At 64.6% G+C, this 23,413-nt stretch carries 18 protein-coding genes; 9 read left to right on the top strand and 9 right to left on the bottom strand.

Annotation, left to right across the window (positions count from 1 at the left end; all coding sequences use genetic code 11):
* Positions 1-38: 38 nt before the first annotated feature.
* Together NP945_RS01885 and NP945_RS01880 are read right to left on the bottom strand one after the other, a co-directional pair.
* Positions 39-617, bottom strand: coding sequence for an invasion associated locus B family protein (locus NP945_RS01885; protein WP_256745427.1), 579 nt, complete (start codon positions 615-617; stop codon positions 39-41).
* Positions 618-652: 35 nt separating this feature from the next.
* Complete coding sequence (locus NP945_RS01880) at positions 653-8,734, bottom strand: autotransporter outer membrane beta-barrel domain-containing protein (protein ID WP_256745426.1); 8,082 nt, start codon at positions 8,732-8,734, stop codon at positions 653-655.
* Positions 8,735-9,389: 655 nt separating this feature from the next.
* On the opposite strand from NP945_RS01880, the gene NP945_RS01875 reads away from it, so the two are divergent.
* Together NP945_RS01875 and NP945_RS01870 are read left to right on the top strand one after the other, a co-directional pair.
* Positions 9,390-9,698, top strand: a complete 309-nt coding sequence (locus NP945_RS01875; protein ID WP_127270866.1) for a hypothetical protein — start codon at positions 9,390-9,392, stop codon at positions 9,696-9,698.
* Between the two features lie 127 nt (positions 9,699-9,825).
* Positions 9,826-10,302 (top strand): NUDIX hydrolase, encoded by a 477-nt coding sequence (locus tag NP945_RS01870; protein WP_256745425.1) that lies wholly within the window; start codon positions 9,826-9,828, stop codon positions 10,300-10,302.
* A 4-nt stretch (positions 10,303-10,306) separates the two neighbouring features.
* On the opposite strand, the gene NP945_RS01865 is transcribed toward NP945_RS01870, so the two are convergent.
* From NP945_RS01865 to NP945_RS01845, 5 genes are all read right to left on the bottom strand, one after another.
* Entirely contained in the window at positions 10,307-11,155 is an 849-nt protein-coding gene (locus tag NP945_RS01865; RefSeq protein WP_256745424.1) for a citryl-CoA lyase, read from the bottom strand.
* A complete protein-coding gene (locus NP945_RS01860; RefSeq protein WP_256745423.1) occupies positions 11,152-12,336 on the bottom strand; it encodes a CaiB/BaiF CoA-transferase family protein in 1,185 nt (394 codons plus the stop codon). Before NP945_RS01860 ends, NP945_RS01865 begins: the two co-directional genes overlap by 4 nt.
* A 15-nt stretch (positions 12,337-12,351) precedes the next feature.
* On the bottom strand, positions 12,352-13,875 hold the full coding sequence (locus tag NP945_RS01855; RefSeq protein ID WP_256745422.1) for a tripartite tricarboxylate transporter permease: 1,524 nt from the start codon (positions 13,873-13,875) through the stop codon (positions 12,352-12,354).
* A 4-nt stretch (positions 13,876-13,879) separates the two neighbouring features.
* Positions 13,880-14,416 (bottom strand): tripartite tricarboxylate transporter TctB family protein, encoded by a 537-nt coding sequence (locus NP945_RS01850; protein ID WP_256745421.1) that lies wholly within the window; start codon positions 14,414-14,416, stop codon positions 13,880-13,882.
* A 122-nt stretch (positions 14,417-14,538) separates the two neighbouring features.
* A complete protein-coding gene (locus NP945_RS01845; protein ID WP_256745420.1) occupies positions 14,539-15,513 on the bottom strand; it encodes a tripartite tricarboxylate transporter substrate binding protein in 975 nt (324 codons plus the stop codon).
* Between the two features lie 184 nt (positions 15,514-15,697).
* Here NP945_RS01845 and NP945_RS01840 point away from each other — a divergent pair, with 184 nt between their 5' ends.
* Positions 15,698-16,468 (top strand): IclR family transcriptional regulator, encoded by a 771-nt coding sequence (locus tag NP945_RS01840; protein ID WP_127397554.1) that lies wholly within the window; start codon positions 15,698-15,700, stop codon positions 16,466-16,468.
* A gap of 140 nt (positions 16,469-16,608) precedes the next feature.
* On the opposite strand, the gene NP945_RS01835 is transcribed toward NP945_RS01840, so the two are convergent.
* Complete coding sequence (locus tag NP945_RS01835) at positions 16,609-17,142, bottom strand: GNAT family N-acetyltransferase (RefSeq protein WP_127320503.1); 534 nt, start codon at positions 17,140-17,142, stop codon at positions 16,609-16,611.
* Between the two features lie 202 nt (positions 17,143-17,344).
* Here NP945_RS01835 and NP945_RS01830 point away from each other — a divergent pair, with 202 nt between their 5' ends.
* From NP945_RS01830 to NP945_RS01815, 4 genes are all read left to right on the top strand, one after another.
* Positions 17,345-17,800, top strand: coding sequence for a DUF2214 family protein (locus tag NP945_RS01830; RefSeq protein ID WP_256745419.1), 456 nt, complete (start codon positions 17,345-17,347; stop codon positions 17,798-17,800).
* A gap of 134 nt (positions 17,801-17,934) precedes the next feature.
* A complete protein-coding gene (locus NP945_RS01825; RefSeq protein ID WP_127271256.1) occupies positions 17,935-18,912 on the top strand; it encodes a tripartite tricarboxylate transporter substrate-binding protein in 978 nt (325 codons plus the stop codon).
* 75 nt (positions 18,913-18,987) lie between these two features.
* Positions 18,988-19,461, top strand: coding sequence for a tripartite tricarboxylate transporter TctB family protein (locus NP945_RS01820; protein ID WP_256745418.1), 474 nt, complete (start codon positions 18,988-18,990; stop codon positions 19,459-19,461).
* A 10-nt stretch (positions 19,462-19,471) separates the two neighbouring features.
* A complete protein-coding gene (locus NP945_RS01815; protein WP_256745417.1) occupies positions 19,472-20,980 on the top strand; it encodes a tripartite tricarboxylate transporter permease in 1,509 nt (502 codons plus the stop codon).
* 1 nt (position 20,981) lies between these two features.
* Here NP945_RS01815 and nth read toward each other — a convergent pair whose 3' ends face one another.
* Complete coding sequence (gene nth / locus NP945_RS01810; RefSeq protein WP_128307443.1) at positions 20,982-21,806, bottom strand: endonuclease III; 825 nt, start codon at positions 21,804-21,806, stop codon at positions 20,982-20,984.
* A 22-nt stretch (positions 21,807-21,828) separates the two neighbouring features.
* Between nth and NP945_RS01805 the strand changes: the two genes are divergently transcribed.
* Together NP945_RS01805 and NP945_RS01800 are read left to right on the top strand one after the other, a co-directional pair.
* Entirely contained in the window at positions 21,829-22,323 is a 495-nt protein-coding gene (locus tag NP945_RS01805; RefSeq protein WP_256745416.1) for a DUF2244 domain-containing protein, read from the top strand.
* 124 nt (positions 22,324-22,447) lie between these two features.
* Positions 22,448-23,323 carry a bifunctional helix-turn-helix domain-containing protein/methylated-DNA--[protein]-cysteine S-methyltransferase gene (locus NP945_RS01800; RefSeq protein ID WP_127267099.1) on the top strand — a complete coding sequence of 292 codons (876 nt, stop codon included), beginning with the start codon at positions 22,448-22,450 and terminating at the stop codon, positions 23,321-23,323.
* The last annotated feature ends 90 nt before the right edge of the window (positions 23,324-23,413 follow it).

Below are 23,413 nucleotides of genomic sequence, written 5' to 3'. Positions count from 1 at the left end.
CGACATTCAGGCAGCGCTTTAAGTCCTGCGGCTCTACATCAATTGGTCAAAAGCTGCGCGGTCCGGGCAAGCGCGCCGGCGAAGCCGTTGAGCGGAATGGAAAAGTTCACCGCTTGTCCGGTATCTGCCGCGAAAGCGTCGATCTTCAGTGTGGTGCCTGATTTCAGCAGCGGCGTGACAGTCGCATCGAACACCACCGGCACCAGACAGCCGACGACCTGGCAGGTGTTGAACGCCAGGCTGCCGTCCAGCTTCTGATCGTCGATGGTCAGGCTGACCCCCTTGGCCAGCGCCAGGCCGAACGGCAACGCAAGCGTGCCCATGGCATCCTCGCCGGTCTTGCTCGACAGCTCGATCGCCAGCAGCCGCTGATTGCTTTGCTTGTTGAATTGCTGATGCGACAGGCTGCAGGTCTTGGCCGTGCCCGATATCTGGCAATTGACCGTCCAGTCGCCGTGGGTTTCAGACAGTGCCGACGCGCCGCCGGGCAACTGCGGCGCATCCGCGGCAGCGGGTGCCGCGACCGCCTTGTCGCTCTTGGTTTGCGCCGCCACGGCCGCCACGCCGACGGTGCAGGCAACACCCAGCATCGCCACGAAATACGCGTACTTCCTCATCAAGATCCCTCCCGCCCGGCTCCGCCTCGGGCCAGCTAGAAACTGACCTTGAGAGACGCGCTGATCGCGTTCTGTTTAACCGTTTCGCCGAAGGCGCCATTATATCTGACGGACATGCCGACGCCATTGACGCCGTTCAGCTCAAGGCCGGCGCCGACCCGATAGAGCGGCGAATCGACGGCCTCCGTCAAGTGCAATGCGGGGTTGCCAGGCAGATTCTCCGCCGCCGCGAAGCGACCTTCGATTTCCCACTCCTTGTCGGAAAACTCCACGCCAGCCTTGCCGTAGACGCGAAGGCTGGCAATGTCGCTGAGTGCAATGTCGGTACCGATCTCGAAAGCCGGCGTCGCCGAATAATACATGTTGGCGCTGCCGTCGAAGTTGAAGGCGGCAACCGAGCCCACTTCCTTGCCGGAAACACGCAGCCAGCGCGCGTCGAACTGCAGGGTCGGCTGCAGGTAGAAAACACCCATCTCCTGCGTTATGCCGAGCCGCGCCGAACCGCCGAACTGGGCGGTTTTCTGCGTGTAGGTGACACTGTTGCCGATGCCAGGCAGCAATGCCTCCGGCAGATAATCTCCGATCAGCGTTTCGCCCGGAATGAAGGCCACCTGATCGAGATGCGTATCGCGCTCGCCCTGGAAGGAGCCGGTGCCGCCGCCGACTGCGAAGTCGATGAAGTAGTTCTTGTCGGCATATTTCGCCAGCGCATACGCCTGCCAGGATTCGCCTGTCGTGGCCGACAGCAATTCGCCGTTGAAATCGATCTTCGAGTCGAATTCGGTCCGGCCTATCGTTGCGCCGAGCGACCAGTGCTGGCTGACCTCGCCAATGCCGCCAAGCGACATCGTCTTCATGACGTCGTCTCGGCTGGTGGTGCCGGCCCCAGCGTCGCGGCTGTACTCGGCTTGCGGACTGATCGACGCCCAGACACAGCGTCCGTCGGGATCCTTGTAGGCGGGAACGCCGGTGCATTCGCGCGCCGCCTCCAGCATGATGTCCGTGGAGCGGTTGATCATCTCGAATGTGTGCACGGCATAGTGCGGCGTCAGCCGCGTCAGGGCCGAGCCGAGCTCCATTTCATCGGGCAGGAAGCGCAGCATGTTGATCAACAGCGCCATCGGATTGTCTGGGCTCGAAGAAGCCTCGACATCATCGAGATACTGCGCCATCTGGAAAACGCCGGGATCGGTCGTGCCGGAGTTAGGATCCTGTGCCAACTCCAGGAAAGTCGGATTGTCGGCATAGAGAACCAGATCCGTTCCGCCGACCACCTTGGTCAGGAAATTGAAGCCGACCGCCGGATGCAGCGTCGTGGGCGTGATGCCGGAATCGGTCATCGCCGATCCGGTGGCCAGCACATATTCGGCGAACAATTTGTCGATCGACAGGAAATTCAACGGCGCTTCACCATCGAAGTCTCCGGCCACCGTTAGTGCCAGGGCATCCGTGATCTGGTTGTTGAGATCGACGTCGGTGACGAAGTCGCCCGAGAATATCTGCGTGAAGCCGCCCGTGACATCCACTTTGGCCACGACGCCGATGCCCTGATTGGTAAACAGCCCGTCATTGGTGAACTTGCCGCCGCCGAGATCGATGGTCTTGAGGCCGACCATCGAGGCGTCGGCGATATTGTGGAAGCTGTTCGTGCCGCCGCCGAGGTCCATGTTGCCGATCACCCGTCCGAGCGTGTCGGCGCTCTTCGAATTCTCCACATGGTCATCGCCCGATGTGCCGGTGATAGCCAGTGGGCTGAAATCGTCCAGAAGCGATTCCAGGATCGCATTCGTCGGCACGACGGGACCGGGCGCCAACAGGAAGGCTTGGAATGCCTGAAATTGCGACGCCTGGATGGTGAAACTCGGCGTTGCCCCCATCGCATAGAGCAGGCTGTGGTTGTTCAGCGTGTTGTCTGCGCCCCCGACAAGCATCGCCGCCACGCCGGTTCCGGCACCGCCGATCGTGTACTGGCCATTCAGGTTGATGGTGATGTTGCCCTTGGCGCCCTTGGCCGTGCTCTCGCCATAGACAGCCACGGAATCCGCACCTTGCGCGAACAGGCTGTCACCCGCCGTCAGATCGACCGCATGGGCATTGCCGTCGCCTGTCGCGCTCTGGCCGAACATCGCATACGAACTTGCGCCCTTGACCCAGACTTGGCTGTCCGTGCTAGCGGCCGACGCCGCAGCGTCGCCGATACCACCTTGCGAGCCGGCCGCCGACTGGCCCATGGCCAGCGAATCCATGCCGCCGGCGCCACCGCCACCGCCCACCGCCTGGGCAACGACGCCGTGTCCACGGTCGCCATCGGTCTCAATGGCGCCGGACTGGATGATGGTTACCTTGCCGCCGGTGCCCTTGGTGCCACCAGGCGTGTTGAAGCCGATGGCGTTTGGCCCGCCGCCGTCGTCGTCGGCGCCAAAGCGGCCGAAACCGGCACCACCGATGCCGCCGCCGCCACCGACCGACTGCGCGATGATGGCGATGGAATCCTTGCCCGTCGTCGTGATCGTGCCGGTGCGGATGACGGTAACATCGCCGCCATCGCCGCCATTGCCGCCGAGACCGCCAATGGCCAACGCATTCGAGCTCTTGCCCTTGGCGTCGCCGCCATAGCCGCCACCGCCGCCGACCGATTGCGCGACCACGCCATGCGCGCGCTCGCCATGGGTGATGATGGTGCCGGAAACCGTGACATCGACCTTGCCGCCATTGCCGCCATTGCCGCCGAAGCCGCCAAGCTGCAGCGCGACCGACTCGTCTCCCGCCGTGTCGGCCGATACCACGCCGCCATAGCCGCCGCCGCCGCCGACGGACTGGGCGAAGATGCCGAGCGCCCCATCCTTCCAGGTTTCGATGATGCCGTCATTGTTGACCGTGACATGGCCGCCATTGGAGCCGTCGCCGCTCGGCAGAGAAATCGCGCCGCCGATCGTCATGTCGGCCTCCGAAGCGTTGGCCGCGGCACCCGAAGCACCGCCGCCACCGCCTACCGATTGCGCGAAAATGCCGTGCGAAAGATAGCCGAGCGTGGTGATCTTGCCATGATTGTCGACGATTACGTCGCCACCGCTGCTGCCCCCACCGCCCAGCCCGCCGATCGCCAGCGTCACCGACGTTTCCGCGCTGCCTGTCTCGGTCGAGCCGGCGCCCGCCGCGCCACCGCCACCGCCCACCGATTGCGCGAAGATGCCATGCGAATTATCGCCCTTGGTCAGGATCTCGCCCGACCCGAAATTCGTCACATGAACGGTTTCGCCACTCTTGCCGCCGGTGCCGCCGGCGCCGCCGAGGCTCAAGGTTATGGCCACATTGGAGTCCTTGGCCGAGGTGCCCGAAGCGCCGCCGACGCCGCCGCTGCCGCCGATCGACTGCGCCAGTATGCCGTGCGAATAGGCCTTCTCGGTCTGGATCCAGCCGCTGTTTTCGACATTGACCTTACCGCCATTACCGCCAACGTTGCCGGACCCGCCCAGTGACAGGTTGACACTGACTTCCGATTCATCGGTATGACCGGTGCTTTCGCCGGCGCCACCGGCGCCACCGCCGCCACCCACCGACTGTGCGAAGATGCCGATGGAACGCTCCTGCTGGGTCCAGATGCCGGCCGTGGCGAGATTGAAGACGTCGACCTGGAAAGCGCTGCCACCGCCGCCGCCTGCCCCACCAAGCGCCCCACCGATCGCATATTTACCCAATACGCCCGATGTCGCCGAGCCGCCGACACCACCACCGCCGCCGATCGAGTTGGCGCTGATACCATACGAATCGGCGCCGTCGGTCACGATCAGGCTCCGGTTGGTAACAGAGACCGTGCCGCCATTGCCGGCACCACCCGCGGCGAGGCCGATCGCCGCGCCGATGCCGACGGACGTCTCGCCTTCGCTGCCTCCGCCAACGATCTCCTCGTCGGTCGAAGCCGCGCCGCCGCCGCCGCCGCCGCCGCCGACCGACATCGCCAGGATACCGATGGAGTTGAAGCCCTGGGTCCGGATTACCCCGGAATTGTCGACATGCACGCCGGCGCCGATGACGTTGTTGCCGTCATCCAGGCGGAACAACGCCGCATCGTTGCCGGAGCCGCCCGAACCGCCAATGCCGACATTGACGGTGACACTCGTCTCGCTGGTGCCGCCAAGGTGGAACGCCTTGGCGTTGCTCGATCCGCCCATGCCGCCGCCGCCGCCCAGCGATTGCGCGACGATGCCTGAAGAGAAATCGCCCTTGGTCGTCAAATTGCCGGTGTTGATCACGTCGACCGCGCCGGAGATATTGCCGGTGCCGCCCCCGCCTCCGACGGTCACATTGGCCGCAACGTTGACGCCTTGGCCGCCGCCCAGATCGGCGGTCGCACCGTTGGTCGAGCCGCCATTGCCGCCGCCGCCGCCGATCGACTGCGCAAGGATCGCCGCGCTCATGTCGCCATCCGTCTGCACCGTCATGGCATTGTGGACGAGCACATCGTCGCTGACATTGCCGTCGCCGCCGCCGCCGCCGATGCTCACGGTCGCGTTGACGCTGACATTGACGCCGTAACCGCCAGCCGCCGCCCAGGAATCGCCGCCATTGCCGCCGCTGCCGGCAACCGACTGGGCAAGAATGCCGCCAGCCTGGTAACCCTTGGTGACTATGCTGCCGCCGCCGCTGAGGCCGGTATCGACGATCACCAGGTCACTGCGGCCACCGTCGCCGCCCCAGCCGCCGACCGTCACGCCGAGGCTGACATTGACGCCGTTGCTGACCGAGCCGGCCATCGTGGCCGCACGGCCGCCATTGCCGCCGCCGCCGCCAATCGACTGTGCCACGATGCCGCCCGAGCCGACCGCGTCGGTGTCGGCGATGATGTTGCCGTCCGCCCTGACCGTAACCTTGCCGCCAGGGCCGCCATCGCCGCCCTCGCCGCCAACCGAAACGCCGACCGCTGCCGATGCGTAGAAACCGGCGCTGAAGGCTCCGGAATAGGCATTGCCGCCATTGCCGCCGCTACCGCCGACCGATTGCGCCAGGATGGCCTTCGCGCCCGCGCCGCCGACGTGGATGTCGCCCTTGTGGGTGACGGTAACCTGATCGCTCAGGTTCGCATCGCCGCCGCCGCCGCCGATCGCGACGCCAGCCGCACCGAATATACCAACCGCGACCGCACCGGCGCTGCCGCCATTGCCGCCGCCGCCGCCGACCGATTGCGCCAGGATGCCGTGCGCGAGCGCGCCTTTGGTGGTTATGTTTGCGGTGTTTTTGACCTCGACCTGGCCACCTGCCCCGCCAGCGCCGCCCTGGCCACCGACAGCGACGGCCGCAAAGGCACCACCGGCGCCCGCCAAGCCTCCATCACCACCTGAACCACCGACCGACTGCGCGAAGATGCCGATCGAGAGGTCCCTGTCAGTGGTGATCCGAGCCGTATTTTCGACATAGACTTTCTGGCTGCCACCACCGGAACTGCCATTGCCGCCCAGCGAGAAGGAAGGTCCGCCAACCGTCACCGCAAAGCCGCCGGAGCCGCCGCCGCCGCCGACCGACTGCGCCATGATGCCGTGCGACTGAATACCTTCGGTCTGGACGACGGCGCCGTTGATGACATCAACGGTCTTGCCGCCGCCACCGCCGGCGCCCTTACCACCGATCCCGATGCCGAGGCCCAGGTTCAGTCCTGCAGAACCGCCGCCCGTGCCGCCGCCACCGCCGATGGATTGCGCGATAATGCCCGTCGAGCGATCGCCGATCGTATGGATCAAGCCGCCGCCAATTGTGGCCCTGACCGTCTCGGCCTCGCCGGCCGCTCCGCCTTTGCCGCCGATGCCGATGGTCGCAGCGATAGCGCCATTGAACGAAAAGCCGCCATTGCCGCCGCCGCCGCCGATCGATTGAATGATCAGGCCAGCGGAGTCGGCGCCGTGGGTTGTGATATTCGTGGTGGTGGAGTTGTAGACGACCTTGCCCGCGGCGCCGCCGCCCGCGCCACTGCCGCCGATGCCGACGGTCAGGCCAAGGCCGACACCGATGACGCCGCCGCCATTGCCGCCGCCGCCACCGATCGATTGCACGATGATACCGGCCGACCTTTCCTTGAAGGTTTCGACCGAACCATTATAGGTCGCATCGACTGCCTTGCCCGCGCCTGCCGCGCCGCCGCCACCACCGATGCCCAGATTGGCGATCGCGCCAAACGTGCCGACGAAGCCGCCATTGCCGCCACCGCCGCCGACCGACTGTACGACGAGGCCGATCGAGTCGGTGCCGCGCGTGATGATCGATTGCTGGCCGCCATTGGCGGTGCGGAAGAACACGTCGCCGCCATCGCCGCCGCCGCTGCCCTTGCCGCCGATTCCAACGCTCGCTCCGAAGAGGGCGCCTTCCACGACAAAGCCGCCATTGCCGCCGCCGCCGCCAAGCGATTGGACGACGATGCCTGCCGACCGGTCCTGCAAGGTTTCGACCGAGCCGCCGGTGGTGACGTCGACTTTCCTGGCGAAGCCGCCTGAACCAGCCGAGCCGCCGACGCCGACAGCCACGAGACCCGCGCCACCGAGAGCGAAGCCGCCATTGCCGCCGCCGCCGCCCACCGACTGGGCGAGGATGCCGATGGAATCGGTGCCGCGCGTCGTGACCTTGGCGTTTGCAATGTTGTAGGTGACCTCGTCTCCGTTGCCGGCCGCGCTGCCGCTGCCGCCGACCGAAACAGACACGATGCCGCCAAGCGCAAAGGCGCCACCGCCATTGCCGCCGCCGCCACCCACCGACTGTGCGAGGATGCCAATGGCCGAACGACCGTTGGTGTCGACCGTCGGACCGGTCGCGGCCTGGTTGACGTTGACGGCTCCGGCATTGCCGCCGGTTCCGCCGCCGCCGCCGATCGCGACAGCGACTGCCGGGGCGACCGACAGGGCAAAGCCGCCATTGCCGCCCCCACCACCGACCGACTGGGCCAGTACGCCATGCGCGCCATCGCCGCTGCCGTCAGCGCCAGTCGTTATCGTGCCGCCGACATTGGCGATGACAGTCCCGCCTTTGCCGCCGCCGCCGGCTGTGCCGCCGATCGATACGATGCCGGCTGCCCCGCCGCCGTCACCACCGCCGCCGCCGACCGATTCGACCAGCATGCCGATAGCACCCCGACCATCGGTGGTGATGTTGCCGGTGTTGGTACCGGTTGCAGTGGCGCCATCATTGCCCGCGCCTCCTGTGCCACCGCCGCCGAACAGGCCGAAGGCGTCGCCGCCGCCACCACCGCCGCCGCCGACCGACTGCACGGCCATGCCGCTGGCGAAATCACCATGCGTTATGATGCCGCCCGAATTGCTGCCCGTGGCATTTCCGCCCAAAGTGGCGCCGCCGCCATTGCCGCCGCCGCTGACGACCCCGACGCCATCGGCGCCATTGCCACCCACACCACCTGCCGACCGCACCAGCATGCCATAAGAGGCCAATCCCGATGTTTCCACCTTGCCGGCGTTGCTTGCCGATGCGGTGCCGCCGGAAGCACCATCACCGCCGTCACCAGCATCGACGCCGAGACTGACGATGTTGTCACCGCCCTGGCCGCCATTGCCGCCGCTGGCGTTGGAAAAGATGCCGTAGGAAAAGTCGCCCGTCGTCGTGATGTCGCTGGTGCCAGACGCAACCGCGTTGGCGCTGCCGCCGGTGTTGCCGCTTCCGGCGTCGCCGCCAAGGTTCACGATCGCCGGAAGGGCGCCACCGCCACTGCCGCCATCGCCGCCGACCGCGGAAGCTATGAGTCCATGATGGCCCGAGCCGATGGTCGAAATCGTGGCGTTGTTGAGAACATCGACGGATCCGCCAACGCCGCCATTGCCGCCCTCACCGCCATTGGTTTCAAAGGGCGTTCCAGCCAGGCCTTCGCCGCCGTCGCCGCCATCGCCGCCATTCGCCGTGCCGCCAAATCCAGATGCGTTGACGTTTATCTGCGGAACGTTGTTTACGGCTCCAGGGGTCGCATTTGTAATCGATCCGCCGGGATCGCCATTATCGCCATCTGCGTCAAAGCCACCAGGTCCCCTGTCCGGAGCATCCGGGCCGTTCTTGTCTATGACGAACTGAGCATGCGCCGCCGGTATCGGCGGAAAACCCACCAGCGCGGTGGCGCCGAGGAGGACCATCAACCGTCCGGCAATCACACCTGGCCGGCGACGGCGACCCGAGCCAGACGCTTCTTGCGCACGTGCCACCGGTCCAAGTTTGAACAAAGTCCACGCTTGCGCCGCACGAAGCGAACAAGGCGAACTGCCGGGCAGCGCTTGGCGGGCAAGCCCTGCTTGCTGGGATACCTCTGCCACATGGGCATTGGCAGCGTCGATACCGGAACCCGGAACCGCGAATGCGCGTTTGATGGCAAAGCCACCACGCTTTGAAAACAAAGCCATGCACTTACCCCCCGTTTTACGGGGGCGCGCCTCAATGCCTGCTTAAGGCGACGCCACCGCTATGCTCATGCAATTGCAATAAGGATGCCGGCACTGCGCAATAAGGTTCAATGCATTAAAACAGAGCATCCGCATTCCCACTTGCGGAGCTCTGACTCAATTAGAATACATTAACTTATGCCGGATGAAACCGAAAATTTACGTGCGGACACTGACTAAAGCCGCTGACGTTTCATAGTCGTCATATGACGACTATCTGCGGTTCACTGCTGGAATCGCAGAACAAAGCGATCGGACTGCCCGATTTCGTGATGCTCGACCCGCTGGCCATGGCATCGCCGCGCAAACGTCCTATATCAGTGGGCAGAGTTTTTTGCGCGGGAATGAGCGAATGTCGGCACTTCGGCCATCAACGATCTTCACAGTGGCAATGCTGGCCACGGCAGTGCTGGCGGGCGTTTGCCTGCCGGCTTCCGCGCAAGCGCTCAATTCCGCTACCGGCAACAATGCGCTGATCCGGCAGAACGACCTGCAAATCCTGCAAAACAGGATACAACGGCAGCAATATCAGCAGCAACAGCAGCAGTACCGCGCCCAGGACCGCCAGATCGTTCAGCAGCCGCCCCCGGTCGTGCAGCAGCTCAAGCCAAGCTGCCAGACCCAGATAATCGGCACCACCGCCGTGAGCAATTGCCGCTGACATCAAGGCGTTTTTCATTTATTTAGCCGACTTAGGTATTTCGAGTGTCTTTCGGCACATGCGAAAGTTTTGGTTTTGCAACGATGCCTTGTCGCGCTATGCGGCATTGCATCGACTGGATTGACGAATGGCAGCCACCAAGAAAAAGGCCGTACGCAAGGCAAAAAAGGGCGAGAGGATCCGCCAGGTGGCGGCTATTCCCTTTCGGCTGACCGCGCGCGGCGCCATCGAGGTCATGCTGGTCACGTCGCGTACCACCAGGCGCTTCATCGTCCCCAAGGGCTGGCCGATGAAGGGCAAGAGCGGACGCAAGGCGGCCACCATCGAGGCACAGGAGGAAGCCGGCGTGCTCGGCAAGACGCTGAAGCAGCCGGCGGGCACCTATTCCTACTGGAAGCGGCTGGCCAATCGCTTTGTCCGCGTCGACGTCATCGTCTATCTGCTCGAGGTGAGCGAGGAACTGGCCGACTGGCAGGAAGCCAAACGACGCCAGCGGGCCTGGCTGGCGCCAGCCGATGCGGCCATGCTCATCGACGAGCCGGATCTTTCAACGTTGGTGAAGACGCTAAAGATCCCCCAGCCTTTGCCGGTGGACCAGGCGTAAAGCCTCACTCGCCGGGCTCATCGCTTTCGGGAAACGGCCGCACCGGCGTGCCGGTATAGGTCCACAGCCATTCGCGCGGCAGCGGCCCTTTGTTTCGCTCGGCCTGCTGCGACTGCTCCCAGGCATGCGCAAGGATGCCGACCGAGCGCGACAGCACGAAAAGCCCTCGCGTCAGCGCTGGCGGAAAACCGAGTTCGCCATAGATGACGGCGGTAGCGCCATCGATGTTGAGCGGTATTTTTTTCCTCTTGCGTCGCGCGACGTCCGCCTCGATCGCTTCTGCAATATCGACGAAACGTCCGTTGACGGCACCGCGTGCGGCAAATTCGCGGGTCAGTTCCAGCAAGCGCGGCGCGCGCGGGTCGACGGGATGGAAACGATGTCCGAGCCCCGGCACATAGCCCTTCTCCTCGGCGAAGAACCGGTCGAGCCGTGTCGAGACCGCTTCATTCAGCGTCATCCCGGCATCGATTGCCACGGCAATGTCACCATAGAAGGAAAGCGCCTGCTCGCCGGCGCCACCGTGCACGTCGCCGAGAACGTTGATGGCCGAGGCCATGGCGCTGTTGATACCGACGCCGCAGGTTGCGGCCATGCACGCGATGGCGATCGATGGCGCCTGCGGTCCGTGGTCGACGGCGGCTCCCAAGGCAATGCCGAGCAACTCTGCCTGGTCCTCGCCGGGCAGTTCGCCGCGCAGCATCAGCCAGATGACAGCCGGGAAGCTGACGCGGCCGATCAGATCCTGGATCTCGTAGCCGCGCAGCCGGATGACACCAGGCCGCATCTCGATGATGTCGGTCTGCCACCATTCCTCGCCGCGCTCACGGCCCGTCTTCTCCGTGTCGCTCATGCGCCTGCCTTTGTCTTGGCGCGGGGTGGCAGGTCGGCGAACACCTCGCCCATATGTTCGCCGAGCGCCGGCGGCGGCTTTCTCGGCAACGGCGCCTCGCCATCGACCATGAAGCCGCCGCGCAGAACGGTCAGCGGCTTGTCCATGCCGGCCACATCGTCGAAATTCGCGGTCACCCGGCGTTCGAGCACTTGCGGCTCGCCCAGCACTTGCGGGATCGTCAGCACCCTGCCGGCGGGCACCCCGGCGCGATTGAGCATCTCTTCCCAGGCAGCCGCCGAGGCGTCCGCCAGGGCGTCCTCGATTTCGACTTTAAGCGCCGCACGGTTGCGCTTGCGCGTCTCGCGCTCGGCAAAGCGGACATCGGAGGCCAGTTCCGGCCGGCCGATCAGCCGGCACAGCGCCACGAACTGCTCCTGCTTGTTGGCGGCGATGTTGACGAGCCCGTCGCCGGTGCGAAACGTACCGGAGGGTGCCGCCGTCATGTTCTCATTGCCCATCGGCTTGGGGTCGATGCCTGCGGTCAGATAGTTGGAAACCGGCCAGCCAAGCGCGGAAAGTGTGCATTCGAGCATCGAGACGTCGAGAAAGGCACCCTCGCCGCTCGTCTTCTGCCGCACCAGCGCCGAGGTAATGGCGAACGCGCCGACCAGTCCGCCAAGCGTGTCGGCCACGGGATAGCCGACCCGCAGCGGCGCCGTTTCCGGTGTTCCGGTGATGCTCATGATCCCCGACAGGCCCTGGATGATCTGGTCATAGGCGGGATTGTCGCGCATCGGCCCGGTCTGGCCGAAACCCGATATCGCACAATAGACGAGGCCTGGACGGACCGTCTTCAGCGCCTCGTAACCAAGCCCCAGCCGATCCATCACGCCCGGGCGGAAATTCTCCACCAGGGCGTCGGCGCTGGCCACCAGATCGAAAAAGCGCTCGCGATCGGCTTGCTGCTTGAGGTCGAGCACCACCGACCGTTTGCCGGCGTTCTGCGCCAGGAACGATGCGCCCATGCCGGCGCTGTTCAGCTTTGGCGAGCCGCCGAGCTGGCGGGCCAGGTCGCCGCCTTGCGGCGCCTCGACCTTGATCACATCGGCGCCGAGCAGCGCCAGCTGATAGGCGCAGTAGGGACCGGCCAGGACGTTGGTCAGGTCGAGGACGCGGATACCGGAAAGCAATTCTGTCATGGCATCATGGATCGATCAGGCATCGCCGGGCACATGCTCCGGTCCGCGCCGACGCCGATGCTCGATGAAGGCCCAGATATGCGGGCCGGCAAGGCCGATGAAGGCGAGCGTCAGCAGCGTCAGCGACAGCTTGTGGGTGTAAAACACCGACCAGTCGCCATTCGAGATGGTCATCGCCCGGCGGAACTGGGTTTCGGCGAGCGGTCCAAGGATCATGCCGATAATGACGGGCGCGGTCGGGAAATCGAAGCGCCGCATCAGGAAGCCGGCGGCCCCCAGGAGATAGAGGATGACGAGGTCGATGGGCGATTGCGAGATGCCATAGGTGCCGACCGTGGCGAACACCAGGATGCCGGCATAAAGCTGCGGCGCCGGGATTTTCAGCAACCGCACCCAGAGCCCGATCAGCGGCAGGTTGAGGATGACCAGGATGACGTTGGCGATGAACAGGCTGGCGATCAGCCCCCAGACGAGGTCTCCCTGGGTCGTGAGAAGCAGCGGCCCGGGATTGATGCCGTAGCTTTGGAAGGCCGACAGCATGATCGCCGCGGTCGCGGAGGTCGGCAGGCCAAGCGTCAGCATAGGCACCAGCACGCCGGCTGCGGAGGCATTGTTGGCAGCCTCGGGGCCGGCAACGCCTTCGATGGCGCCGACGGTGCCGAACTCCTCCTTGTGCTTCGACAGCTTCTTTTCGATGGCATAGGACAGGAAGGTCGGGATTTCGGCGCCGCCGGCCGGCATGGCGCCGATCGGGAAGCCGATCGCAGCGCCGCGCAGCCAGGGTTTCCACGAACGCCCCCACTCGGCCGCCGTCATGTAGAGCGAGCCCTTCAGCGGCACGATCTCGTCCTTGCCGGCATAGCGGCGCGAGGCCATGTAGAGCGTCTCGCCGACGGCAAACAGGCCGACCGCGGCAATGATGACATCGACGCCATCAAGCAGTTCGTTCGTGCCGAAGGTGAAGCGCGGCTGGCCGGTCTGCAGGTCGACGCCGATCATGCCGATGACGAAGCCGGCGAACAGGCTGGTCAGGCCGCGTACGGAAGACGAGCCGAGCACCGCCGAAACGGTGATGAAGGCCAGCACCATCAAAGAGAAATATTCGGCCGGGCCGAAGGCCAGCGCGAACTTGACCACCACCGGCGCCAGGAAAGCGACGCCCATCGTGCCGATCGTGCCGGCGACGAACGAGCCTATCGCGGAGGTGGCGAGTGCCGCGCCGCCGCGCCCGGAGCGCGCCATCCTGTTGCCTTCCAACGCAGTGATGATGGTGGCGCTTTCGCCGGGCGTGTTGAGCAGGATCGACGTCGTCGAACCACCATACATGGCGCCGTAGTAGATGCCGGCGAACAGGATGAAGGATGCTTCCGGCGCCACCTGATAGGTGATCGGCAAAAGCAGCGCGATGGTCAGCGCCGGTCCAAGACCGGGCAGCACGCCGATGGCGGTGCCGAGTGTGGTGCCAAGCAGGCACCACAGAAGGTTGACCGGGGTGAAGGCAACCGAGAAGCCATGTGCGAGATGTCCGAGCGTTTCCATGGCGTCAGCCCCTCAACATGGTGATGAACGCATCGATGACCGTGTTCAGCTGGTTCTCGATGAAACCGGCACCGATGTTGACGCCAAGCGCCCTGGCGAAGCCAAAATAGGCGGCCAGCGCCAGGATCAGGCCGAGCACTGCGTCACGCAGCGTGCGCTTGCTGCCGAAGCCGTAGCAGACCAGAACGAACATGAGGACGGATGCCGCCGTGAAACCGAGCGGCCGGATGAGCAGCAGATTGGCGAGCAGGCCGATGACGACGAAACCCATCGCCTTCCAGTCGGTCGGCGTTTGCTTTTCCTCCTCCGGCTGCCAGCCGCCGCGAAGCGCGGCAAGGATGAGCAACAGCGAAAGAACCACCAGGCCGAACATGGTGAGGTAGGGAAAGACGGTCGGGCCGACCTTGGAGTAGAGCGGCGACACCGGGATTGCCAGCGTCTGCCAGGCGACGGCGCCGGCGCAGGCCAGGAGCCCGATGCCTATCAACAATTCCGGCACGGCAAGGCGCCACGGCGCCGCCTGCTGGTCGCTGGTGCTCATCGGGATCCTCCCAAGATGGCCGGCATCCTCCAGCCGGCCGCATCCGCAGTTTCGCCGCATCATATGTCCATGCGGCAGGCGAGATGGGAAGGGGGCGGCACTCTAACCGCCCCCTGAAGACATCAGGCGAGGCCGAGATCCTTGAGGATCGCGGTGATGCGGGCCGTGTCCTCGGTGAGGAATTTTGCGTAGTCGTCGCCAGTCAAAAGGATGGGCGTCCAGTTGCGGTTTTTGCATTCGGTTGCCCATGCATCGCTCTTGGCCATGGTCTCGATCATTGTGACCATCGCCGCCTTGTCGGCGTCGGAAACGCCGGGCGGTGCGAAGACGCCGCGCCAGTTGAACAGCTCGACATCGATGCCGGCCTCCTTCAGCGTCGGCGCATCGATGCCGTCCTGGCGCTTGTCTGCCGAGATGGCGAGCAGCCGCAGCGCGCCCGCCTTGACCTGCTCGGAGAACTCGCCAAAGCCGGAGATGCCGGCCGCGACCTGGTTGCCGAGCAGCGCCGACAACGCCTCACCGCCGCCGGCGAACGGCACGTAGGACAGGTTTGTCGCCGGCACGCCGACCGTCTTGGCAATCAAGCCGAACAAGATGTGATCCGAGCCGCCGGCGGAGCCGCCGGCGACGGGAACCTTTGTCGGATCGGCCTTGAGCGCGGCGACGAAATCAGCGACCGTCTTGAACGGTGACTCCGCCGGCACGACCAGGGCCTCGAACTCGCCGGTGAGGCGGGCGATCGGGGTGACTTGCGTCAGATTGTTCGCGGCCTTGTTGGCAATGATGGCGCCAACCATGACCATGCCGGCAACCATCAGGGAATTGCCTTTGCCGTTCCACTGGCTGATGAATTGCGGCAGCCCGACAGTCCCGCCGGCGCCGCCGACATTGGTGATCTGCGAACCCGAGATGAGCTTTTCACTGCGCAGCACCTGGTCGATCGTGCGCGCCGTCTGGTCCCAGCCGCCACCCGGTGCGGCAGGCACGAAGAGCTGTATCTGGGGCGCGCCTTCGGCGTAAGCGGGAGAAAGATGCGACGTCATCAGCCCGGCACCCACGGCTGCGGTGCTCATCAAAAATCTGCGTCTGTTCAGCATGGGGATTCCTCCAAATCACGACACCTCCTCCGGTGCCCGCCAAAACGCGCCTGCATCCAGACCCGTCATCGATTTCAAGCAGATGTTACGGAGTTCTGTCAACGGAAACGATATTCTACTGGACAGAACGATTTGGCGGCGCGACAGAGTCGCGTCGCTCGGCTTTCTTCAAACTGGAACCACCATGGACTCGCCAAGCAAATCGGCAGATGGGGAAATAGATCGCACCTCGGCGGACGGTGTTGCCGCGCTTGATCGGGCCATTGCCATCCTCGATGCCTTCACCACGGATGACCGGTCGCTCAGCCTGGCCGAAATCGCGGCGCGCACCGGCCTCTACAAGAGCACCATCCTGCGGCTTGCGAATTCCCTCATGCGCGGACGATTGCTCGAGCGCCTCGACAATGGACGCTACCGCGTCGGACCCGCGACCTTTCGGCTCGGTGCGCTCTACCAGCGTTCGGTCGTGGCGGTCGATATCCTGCTGCCGATCATGCGCGATCTTTCCGAGCGAAGCTGGGAGAGCGTTGCCTTCTATGTTCGCTCGGGCGACGTCCGCACCTGTCTTTACCGCGTCGAATCCAAGCACCCGATCCGCTACACGATACGCGAAGGCGACGTATTACCTTTGCTGCTCGGCTCGGGAGGCCGCGTGCTCGCAGCGTTTTCGGGCCAGCAGGGCGAACCGTACGAGACCATCCGCAAGACCTGCAACTGCCTCGCCGTGGGCGACCGGGACCCTGAGACGGGGGGCGTGTCGGCGCCGGTGTTCGGCCCGGGAGGCGTCCTGCTCGGCGCCTTGACCCTGGCTGGACCCAGCACGCGCGTCGACGCGGCATTTCTGCAGCGCATGAAGCGTCCGCTGCTCGAGGCGGCGGCCCGCGCCACCCGCGCCTTCGGTGAGGACGCCTCCATGCTCGAGCGGGCAAGCCTGGCAGCGGACGCCATGCCGTAGAACACGTCCTCGTTGGAAGCCCCGCTCAGGTCAATTTGACCAGAACCGCACGGCGGTTCTTGGCGTGGCCCGCCTCGTCATCATTGCTGGCGACAGGCGCCATCATGCCGGCGCTGGCAGCTGTCAGCCCGCGGCTCAGGTCACCGCGCCAGCAGGATGGTCGGAGTGTCGTGATAGGTGGTCTTCACCACTTCCCGGTAACCGCACTTCGCAGCCACCCTCAGCGACGCGCCGTTTTCCGGATCGATGATACAGACGGTCTTCTCGCGCCCGAAAATCTCTTCGCTCCACGCCAGGATGCGGCCAACCACCTCGGTGGCGAAGCCCGCCCCGTGCACGGCCGGAACCAGCGCCCATCCGGCCTCGGGAATGCCTTCGATCGATGGTTCCATGTCGCGCTTCAGGTCGTGAAACCCGGCCTCGCCGATGAAGCGTCCGGTCGCCTTCTCCTCGATCGCCCAGAAGCCATAGCCGAGCAGCGACCACAGGCCGGCGTGACGCAGGAAGCGCATCCAGCTTTCTTCGCGCGTGCGCGGTTTGCCGCCGATGAAGCGGGTGACGATGGGATCCGTCCACATCGCGGCATAGGTGTCGAAATCGTCCAGCCGGTGTGCCCGCAGGATGGTTCGCTTCGTTTCGATGACAGGAGCGCTGGTCGCTTGTGGATTGTTCATGGGATCTGCCTCGCACGGATCGTCAGCGCTTAGCAAATCGCCGGTGCTGCGCAAGGGGCCAGGGCAACACGGCCCATCATCCAGGCGCCGCTATGGGAATTTTGCGCGACGGTGCTATTTTTCACGGCAGGCTGATTCAACACCTGCCAGCGCGACCCTTTTTCAGGCGCTGGGCGGTGCCGTCAAACCCCAGGGAAAGAGCATGGACACCACCGATCTTGTGCTTGCGATCTTCCATCATCTGCTGGTGTTTTCGTTGGCGGGAATCATCGGCGCCGAATTCGTCCTGATCCGCGGCGATCTGGGCGCTGCGACGCTCAAGAGGCTCGCCGGCATCGACCGCCATTACGGCATCATTGCCACGCTGATCATCGTCGTCGGCATCGGCCGCGTCTTCTATGGCCTCAAGGGCTGGGAATTCTACGTCTACAATTGGGTGTTCTGGGCCAAGATAGCGGCGTTCGTCGTGGTCGGCCTGCTGTCGATCATCCCGACCGTCCGCTTCATATCCTGGAGCAGGCAGGCGAGCGGCAATGCCTCGTTCCAGGTGCCGGCGGCCGAGCTTGCGTCCGTGAAGACTTACATCCGCGCCGAAGCTTTCATCTTCCTGCTCATCCCGGTCTTCGCCGCGGCGATGGCGCGTGGCTACGGCTATTAGGATGGCGCCCATCAGCAGTTTGCCGTTTGAGTCCGGTTGCAATCTGTTAATTGCGCTAGTTGTTGCTCCATCTGCAGGGTGTTGAGAGGACCCCGCGCAGCGGTTGGAGATTTACGTATTGGGAGGAGATCACGATGAGAAGATTTGTCACCACTCTGGCTGCTGCTGCGGCCGTCGCGCTTTATGGGTTCACTGCCGGCGCGCAGACCTATCCTGAACGCACCATCACCGTTGTGGTGCCGTTTGCAGCCGGCGGCCCGACCGACACGGTCACGCGCCTCGTCGCCGAAGCGATGTCGAAGGATCTCGGCCAGCAGGTCATCGTCGAAAATGTCGGCGGCGCCGGCGGCACGCTGGGTGCCGGCCGCGTCGCCAACGCCGAGCCGGACGGTTATACGCTGCTGCTCCATCATATCGGCATGGCGACAAGTGCGACGCTGTACAGAAAGCTCGCCTACGACACGCTGAACGCCTTCGAATATGTCGGCCTCGTCACCGAAGTGCCGATGACCATCGTCGGCCGCAAGGACCTGGAGCCCACCGACCTCAAGGGGCTGGTGGAGTACGCCAAGGCCAACAAGGATTCCATTACCGTCGCAAATGCCGGCATCGGTGCGGCCTCGCATCTGTGCGGCATGCTGTTCATGAGCGCCATCAAGACGCCGCTGGTCACCGTGCCCTACAAGGGCACCGGCCCGGCCATGACCGATCTTCTCGGCGGCCAGGTCGACATCATGTGCGACCAGACGACCAACACCACCAAGCAGATCCAGGGCGGCACCATCAAGGCCTATGCCGTCACCTCGCCGGAACGCCTCGATGTGCTGAAGGACGTGCCGACGGCGGTGGAAGGCGGCCTTCCCGATGTGCAGGTCGGCATCTGGCATGGTCTCTATGCACCCAAGGGCACGCCGGCCGAGATCACCGAACGCCTGTCGAAATCGCTGCAGGTCGCGCTGAAGGACCAGAACGTCGCCGCCCGCTTCGCCGAACTCGGCACCAAGCCGTCGCTCGAGGCCGATGCCACGCCCGCCGCACTGAAGGCCAAGCTGGAAAGCGAGATCGCGCGCTGGAAGCCGATCATCGAAGCCGCCGGCCAGTACGCCGACTGAGATTTGAATAGGGGCGCCACCAGCGCCCCTATTTCGCTCGGCATCGCTACCCACTGCGGGCTTGGGAGAACCATCATGAAACCTTTCGCGATCGACAGGGCCAACGGCCTGTGCGCTGCCCTGTTCATCGGTTTCGGCGCGTGGTTCGCGCTGCAATCGCTCGGTCTCGAAATCGGCACCGCCTTGCGCATGGGGCCAGGCTATTTTCCGCTGGTCCTGGCGATCGTGCTGATCCTGCTTGGCGCCGTCATTCTCGTCCAGGCCGTACGCGTCGAGGGCGAAGAGATCGGGCACATTGCGTGGCGCGGCATGCTGCTCATCCTGCCTGCTCCGATCTTCTTCGGCCTGACAGTGCGCGGCCTCGGATTCATCCCGTCGATCTTCCTGACGGCGCTGATCGCGTCGTTTGCCAGCCGCCGCATGAAGCCATTGACCGCGCTCGTGCTGTCGGCCGGCCTGACGTTGTTTGCCTTCCTCGTCTTCAGCTACGCGCTCGGCCTGCCGTTCCGCCGCTTCGGCCCGTGGCTGGCCCCAGGGTCGGCATCGTGAGGCGATGAGCATGGATCTCCTCGACAACCTCGCGCTCGGCTTTTCGACGGCGACGTCGCTGACCAACCTCGGTTTCTGCCTGATCGGCGTCCTTCTCGGCACGCTGATCGGCGTCCTGCCCGGCATCGGCGCCACCGCGACCATCGCCATGCTTCTGCCCATCACCTTCCAGATCGGCGACCCGGTCTCCTCCCTCATCATGCTCGCCGGCATCTATTACGGTGCGCAATATGGCGGCTCGACCACCGCCATTCTCATCAACATGCCGGGCGAATCCTCGTCCGCCGTCACCGCGATCGACGGCTACCAGATGGCCAGGAACGGCCGCGCCGGAGCGGCCCTCGCGATCGCGGCCATCGGCTCGTTCTTTGCCGGCACGGTGTCGACGTTCCTCGTCGCCATCTTTGCCCCGCCGCTGACGGCGATCGCGCTGAAATTTGGCGCGGCCGAGTATTTTTCGCTGATGATCGTCGGCTTGGTTTCGTCCGTCGCGCTCGCCCACGGCTCTATCGTCAAGGCGCTGGCCATGGTCGTGCTCGGCCTGCTGCTCGGCATTGTCGGCACCGACATCTACACCGGCACGCCGCGCTTCACGCTTGGAATCCGGGAATATGCCGACGGGTTGAATTTCGTTGCGGTGGCGGTCGGCGTCTTTGGCGTCGCCGAGATCCTGCGCAACCTCGAAAACGAGGATGAGCGCTCCGTGATGATCCGCAAGGTCACCGGCCTTATGCCGACCCGCGAGGACTTTCGGCGCATGGCAGCGCCCATCGTGCGCGGAACGATCATCGGTTCGGCGCTCGGCATCCTGCCGGGCGGCGGCGCGATCCTGGCAGCTTTTGCGTCCTACACGGTCGAAAAACGCGTCTCGAAAAACCCGCAGGAGTTCGGCAAGGGCGCCATCGAAGGCGTCGCCGGACCGGAATCGGCCAACAATGCCGGTGCGCAGACCTCCTTTATCCCGATGCTGACGCTCGGCATTCCAGCCAACCCGGTCATGGCGCTGATGATCGGCGCCATGATCATCCAGGGCATCGTGCCCGGCCCCAATGTCGCGACCGAACAGCCGGCGCTGTTCTGGGGCATCATCGCCTCGATGTGGATCGGCAATCTGATGCTGATCGTCCTCAACCTGCCGCTGATCGGGCTTTGGGTGAAGCTGCTGACGATCCCCTATTACGTACTTTTCCCGATCATCATGGCGTTCTGCTCGATCGGCGTCTACAGCGTCAACAGCAACGTCTACGACCTCTATGCCGTCGCCTTCTTCGGCTTCCTCGGCTATCTCCTGACCAAGCTGCGCTGCGAACCGGCGCCGCTGCTGCTCGGCTTCGTGCTCGGCCCGCTGCTCGAGGAAAACCTGCGCCGCGCCATGATCCTCTCGCGCGGCGACCCGAGCACCTTCTTGACCAGACCGATCAGCGCCGGCCTGCTCCTCATCGCGCTCGCCGTGCTCGTCATCGTCTTCCTGCCGGCGGTCAGGAAAAAGCGCGAAGAGGTGTTTGTGGAGGAGAGTTGAATTACGCCGTCGTTCCGCTTCGGTCCTGAATCTCTTCGACAGGGTCGAGCGGTGCGATCGGCACCAGCGGTGCCGGCACATCGGTCGTCTTGACCTCGGCCTTGCAGATGTCGGCGATGACGCAGGCCGGGCAATCCGGCTTGCGCGCCTTGCAGACGTAGCGGCCATGCAGGATCAGCCAGTGATGTGCATGGCGCATATATTCGTCCGGAATGATCTTCAACAATCCTTGCTCGACCTGTTCCGGCGTCTTGCCGGGCGCCAATCCGAGCCGGTTGCCGATACGGAGAATGTGCGTGTCGACCGCCATCGTGTGCTGGCCGAAGGCCATGTTGAGCACGACATTGGCGGTCTTGCGCCCGACCCCGGGCAGCTTGACCAATTCATCGCGACTGTCGGGTACCTCGCCGCCATGGTCGCGGATCAGCGCCTGCGACAGCGCAATCACATTCTTCGCCTTGTTGCGCCACAGCCCGATGGTGCGGATATATTCGCCGACCCTTGCCTCCCCCAGCGCCAGCATCTTGTGCGGCGTATCGGCGGCCTTGAACAGCGCCCGCGTCGCCTTGTTGACGCCGGCATCCGTCGCTTGCGCCGACAGCACCACCGCGACCAACAGCGTGAAGGCGTTGACATGTTCGAGCTCGCCCTTCGGCTCGGGCCGCTGGACGGAAAAGCGCCGGAATATCTCGTGCACTTCGGCCGGGCTGTAGCGCGACGAGCTCCGCACCGGCCGCGGGCGTGGCTTGACGTTCGACCCATTGCGTCGTGCGGGCAACAGCTCTTTTTTGGACAGGGAAGAATCTTTGGACTTGGGGCTTGCCATTTCCCTCCTATAATATCCCCTCATGAGCGACACAAACGCCTCGTTTCAGGCCGACGAGCCATTCTTTCAGGCGCTACTCACCCCGCACCGGTCTCTGGGCCGGACAGGCTTCTTCATCCTGATGGGCGCGCTGCTGTTCGGCTGGCTGGTGACAGGCGCGTTTTTCCTGTCGCGCGGCGCCTGGCCGGTGTTCGGCTTCTTCGGCCTCGACGTGGTCGCCGTCTACATCGCCTTTCGCGTCAACTATCGGGCCGCCCGTGCCCGCGAGGAAGTCTCGGTCTCGCGCACCAGCCTCGACATCCGCAAGACCGCCCCCTCCGGCAAATCGGAAGCGCATCGCTTCAATCCGTTCTGGGCGCGGTTTTCGGTGGCCCGTCACGCCGAGATCGGCATCACAGGGATGACGGTGGAAGGCGAAGGGCAGAACGTGCCGATCGGATCCTTCCTGGACCCCGATTCCCGCGAGAGCTTTGCCACCGCCTTTTCGCGAGCGCTGGCGACCGCCAGGGCACGCTGAGCCAGCCATGAGCGGCGCCTGGGCTCGAATCCCGTGCCTATCTGGGTATGCGCCGCAGGAAGGCAAGTTTCGGGTGGCGATCGACGCCCCGAGGGGCGATATTCCGGCTCAAGGAGACAGTTCCATGAGCACACACACCGCAGTCCTCAAAAAGGACATCACGCCTGAAGGCAGCGACTACGAAATCGTGCGCCGTGCCATCGAGAAGATCAGTCTCGACTATCGTGATCAGCCTTCCCTCGAAGAACTGGCCGAGGAGGTCGGCGAGACTCCGACCGGCCTGCAAAAACTCTTCACCCGCTGGGCCGGCCTGTCGCCCAAAGCCTTCCTGCAGGCGGTGACGCTGGACCATGCGCGCAGGCTGCTCGATTCCGGCATGCCGCTGCTCGAGACCTCGTTCGAACTGGGCATGTCCGGCCCGGGCCGGCTGCATGACCTGTTCGTCACGCATGAGGCGATGTCGCCGGGCGACTACAAGACACGCGGCGCCGGGCTCACCATCCGTTACGGCTTCCATTCCTCGCCGTTCGGCACCGCCCTGATCATGGCCACCGAGCGCGGGCTTGCAGGCCTGGCGTTCAGCGACCCCGGCGAGGAACGCGCCGCCTTCGCCGACATGTCCAGCCGCTGGCCGAACGCCGTCTATGTCGAGGACATGACTGCTACCGGTCCCTATGCCGCCCGTATCTTCGACCCGACGCTGTGGCGCCCCGACCAGCCGCTGCATGTCGTCATGATCGGCACCGACTTCCAGGTTCGCGTCTGGGAGGCGCTGCTCAAGATCCCGATGGGTAAGGCCCGCACCTATTCCTCGATCGCGGCCAGCATCGGCGCACCGTCCGCCAGCCGTGCTGTCGGTGCGGCCAACGGCGCCAATCCGCTCTCTTTCGTGGTGCCTTGTCACCGCGCCATCGGTAAATCAGGCGATCTCACCGGCTATCACTGGGGCCTGACCCGCAAGCGCGCCATTCTGGGCTGGGAAGCCGGGCAGGTATCGTAATATCGATTTTCCTCGATATTGCGAAGGAAAACATCGATATACCGGCCTTATTAAGTATAAGCGCGATTTCCACTGTGGTTTCCGCCGTTG

The organism is Mesorhizobium sp. LMG17149, from assembly GCF_024518695.1.
Taxonomy (GTDB): domain Bacteria; phylum Pseudomonadota; class Alphaproteobacteria; order Rhizobiales; family Rhizobiaceae; genus Mesorhizobium.
Note: the sequence above shows the minus strand (reverse complement) of the source record. Positions and strands in the feature narration are given on the sequence as shown.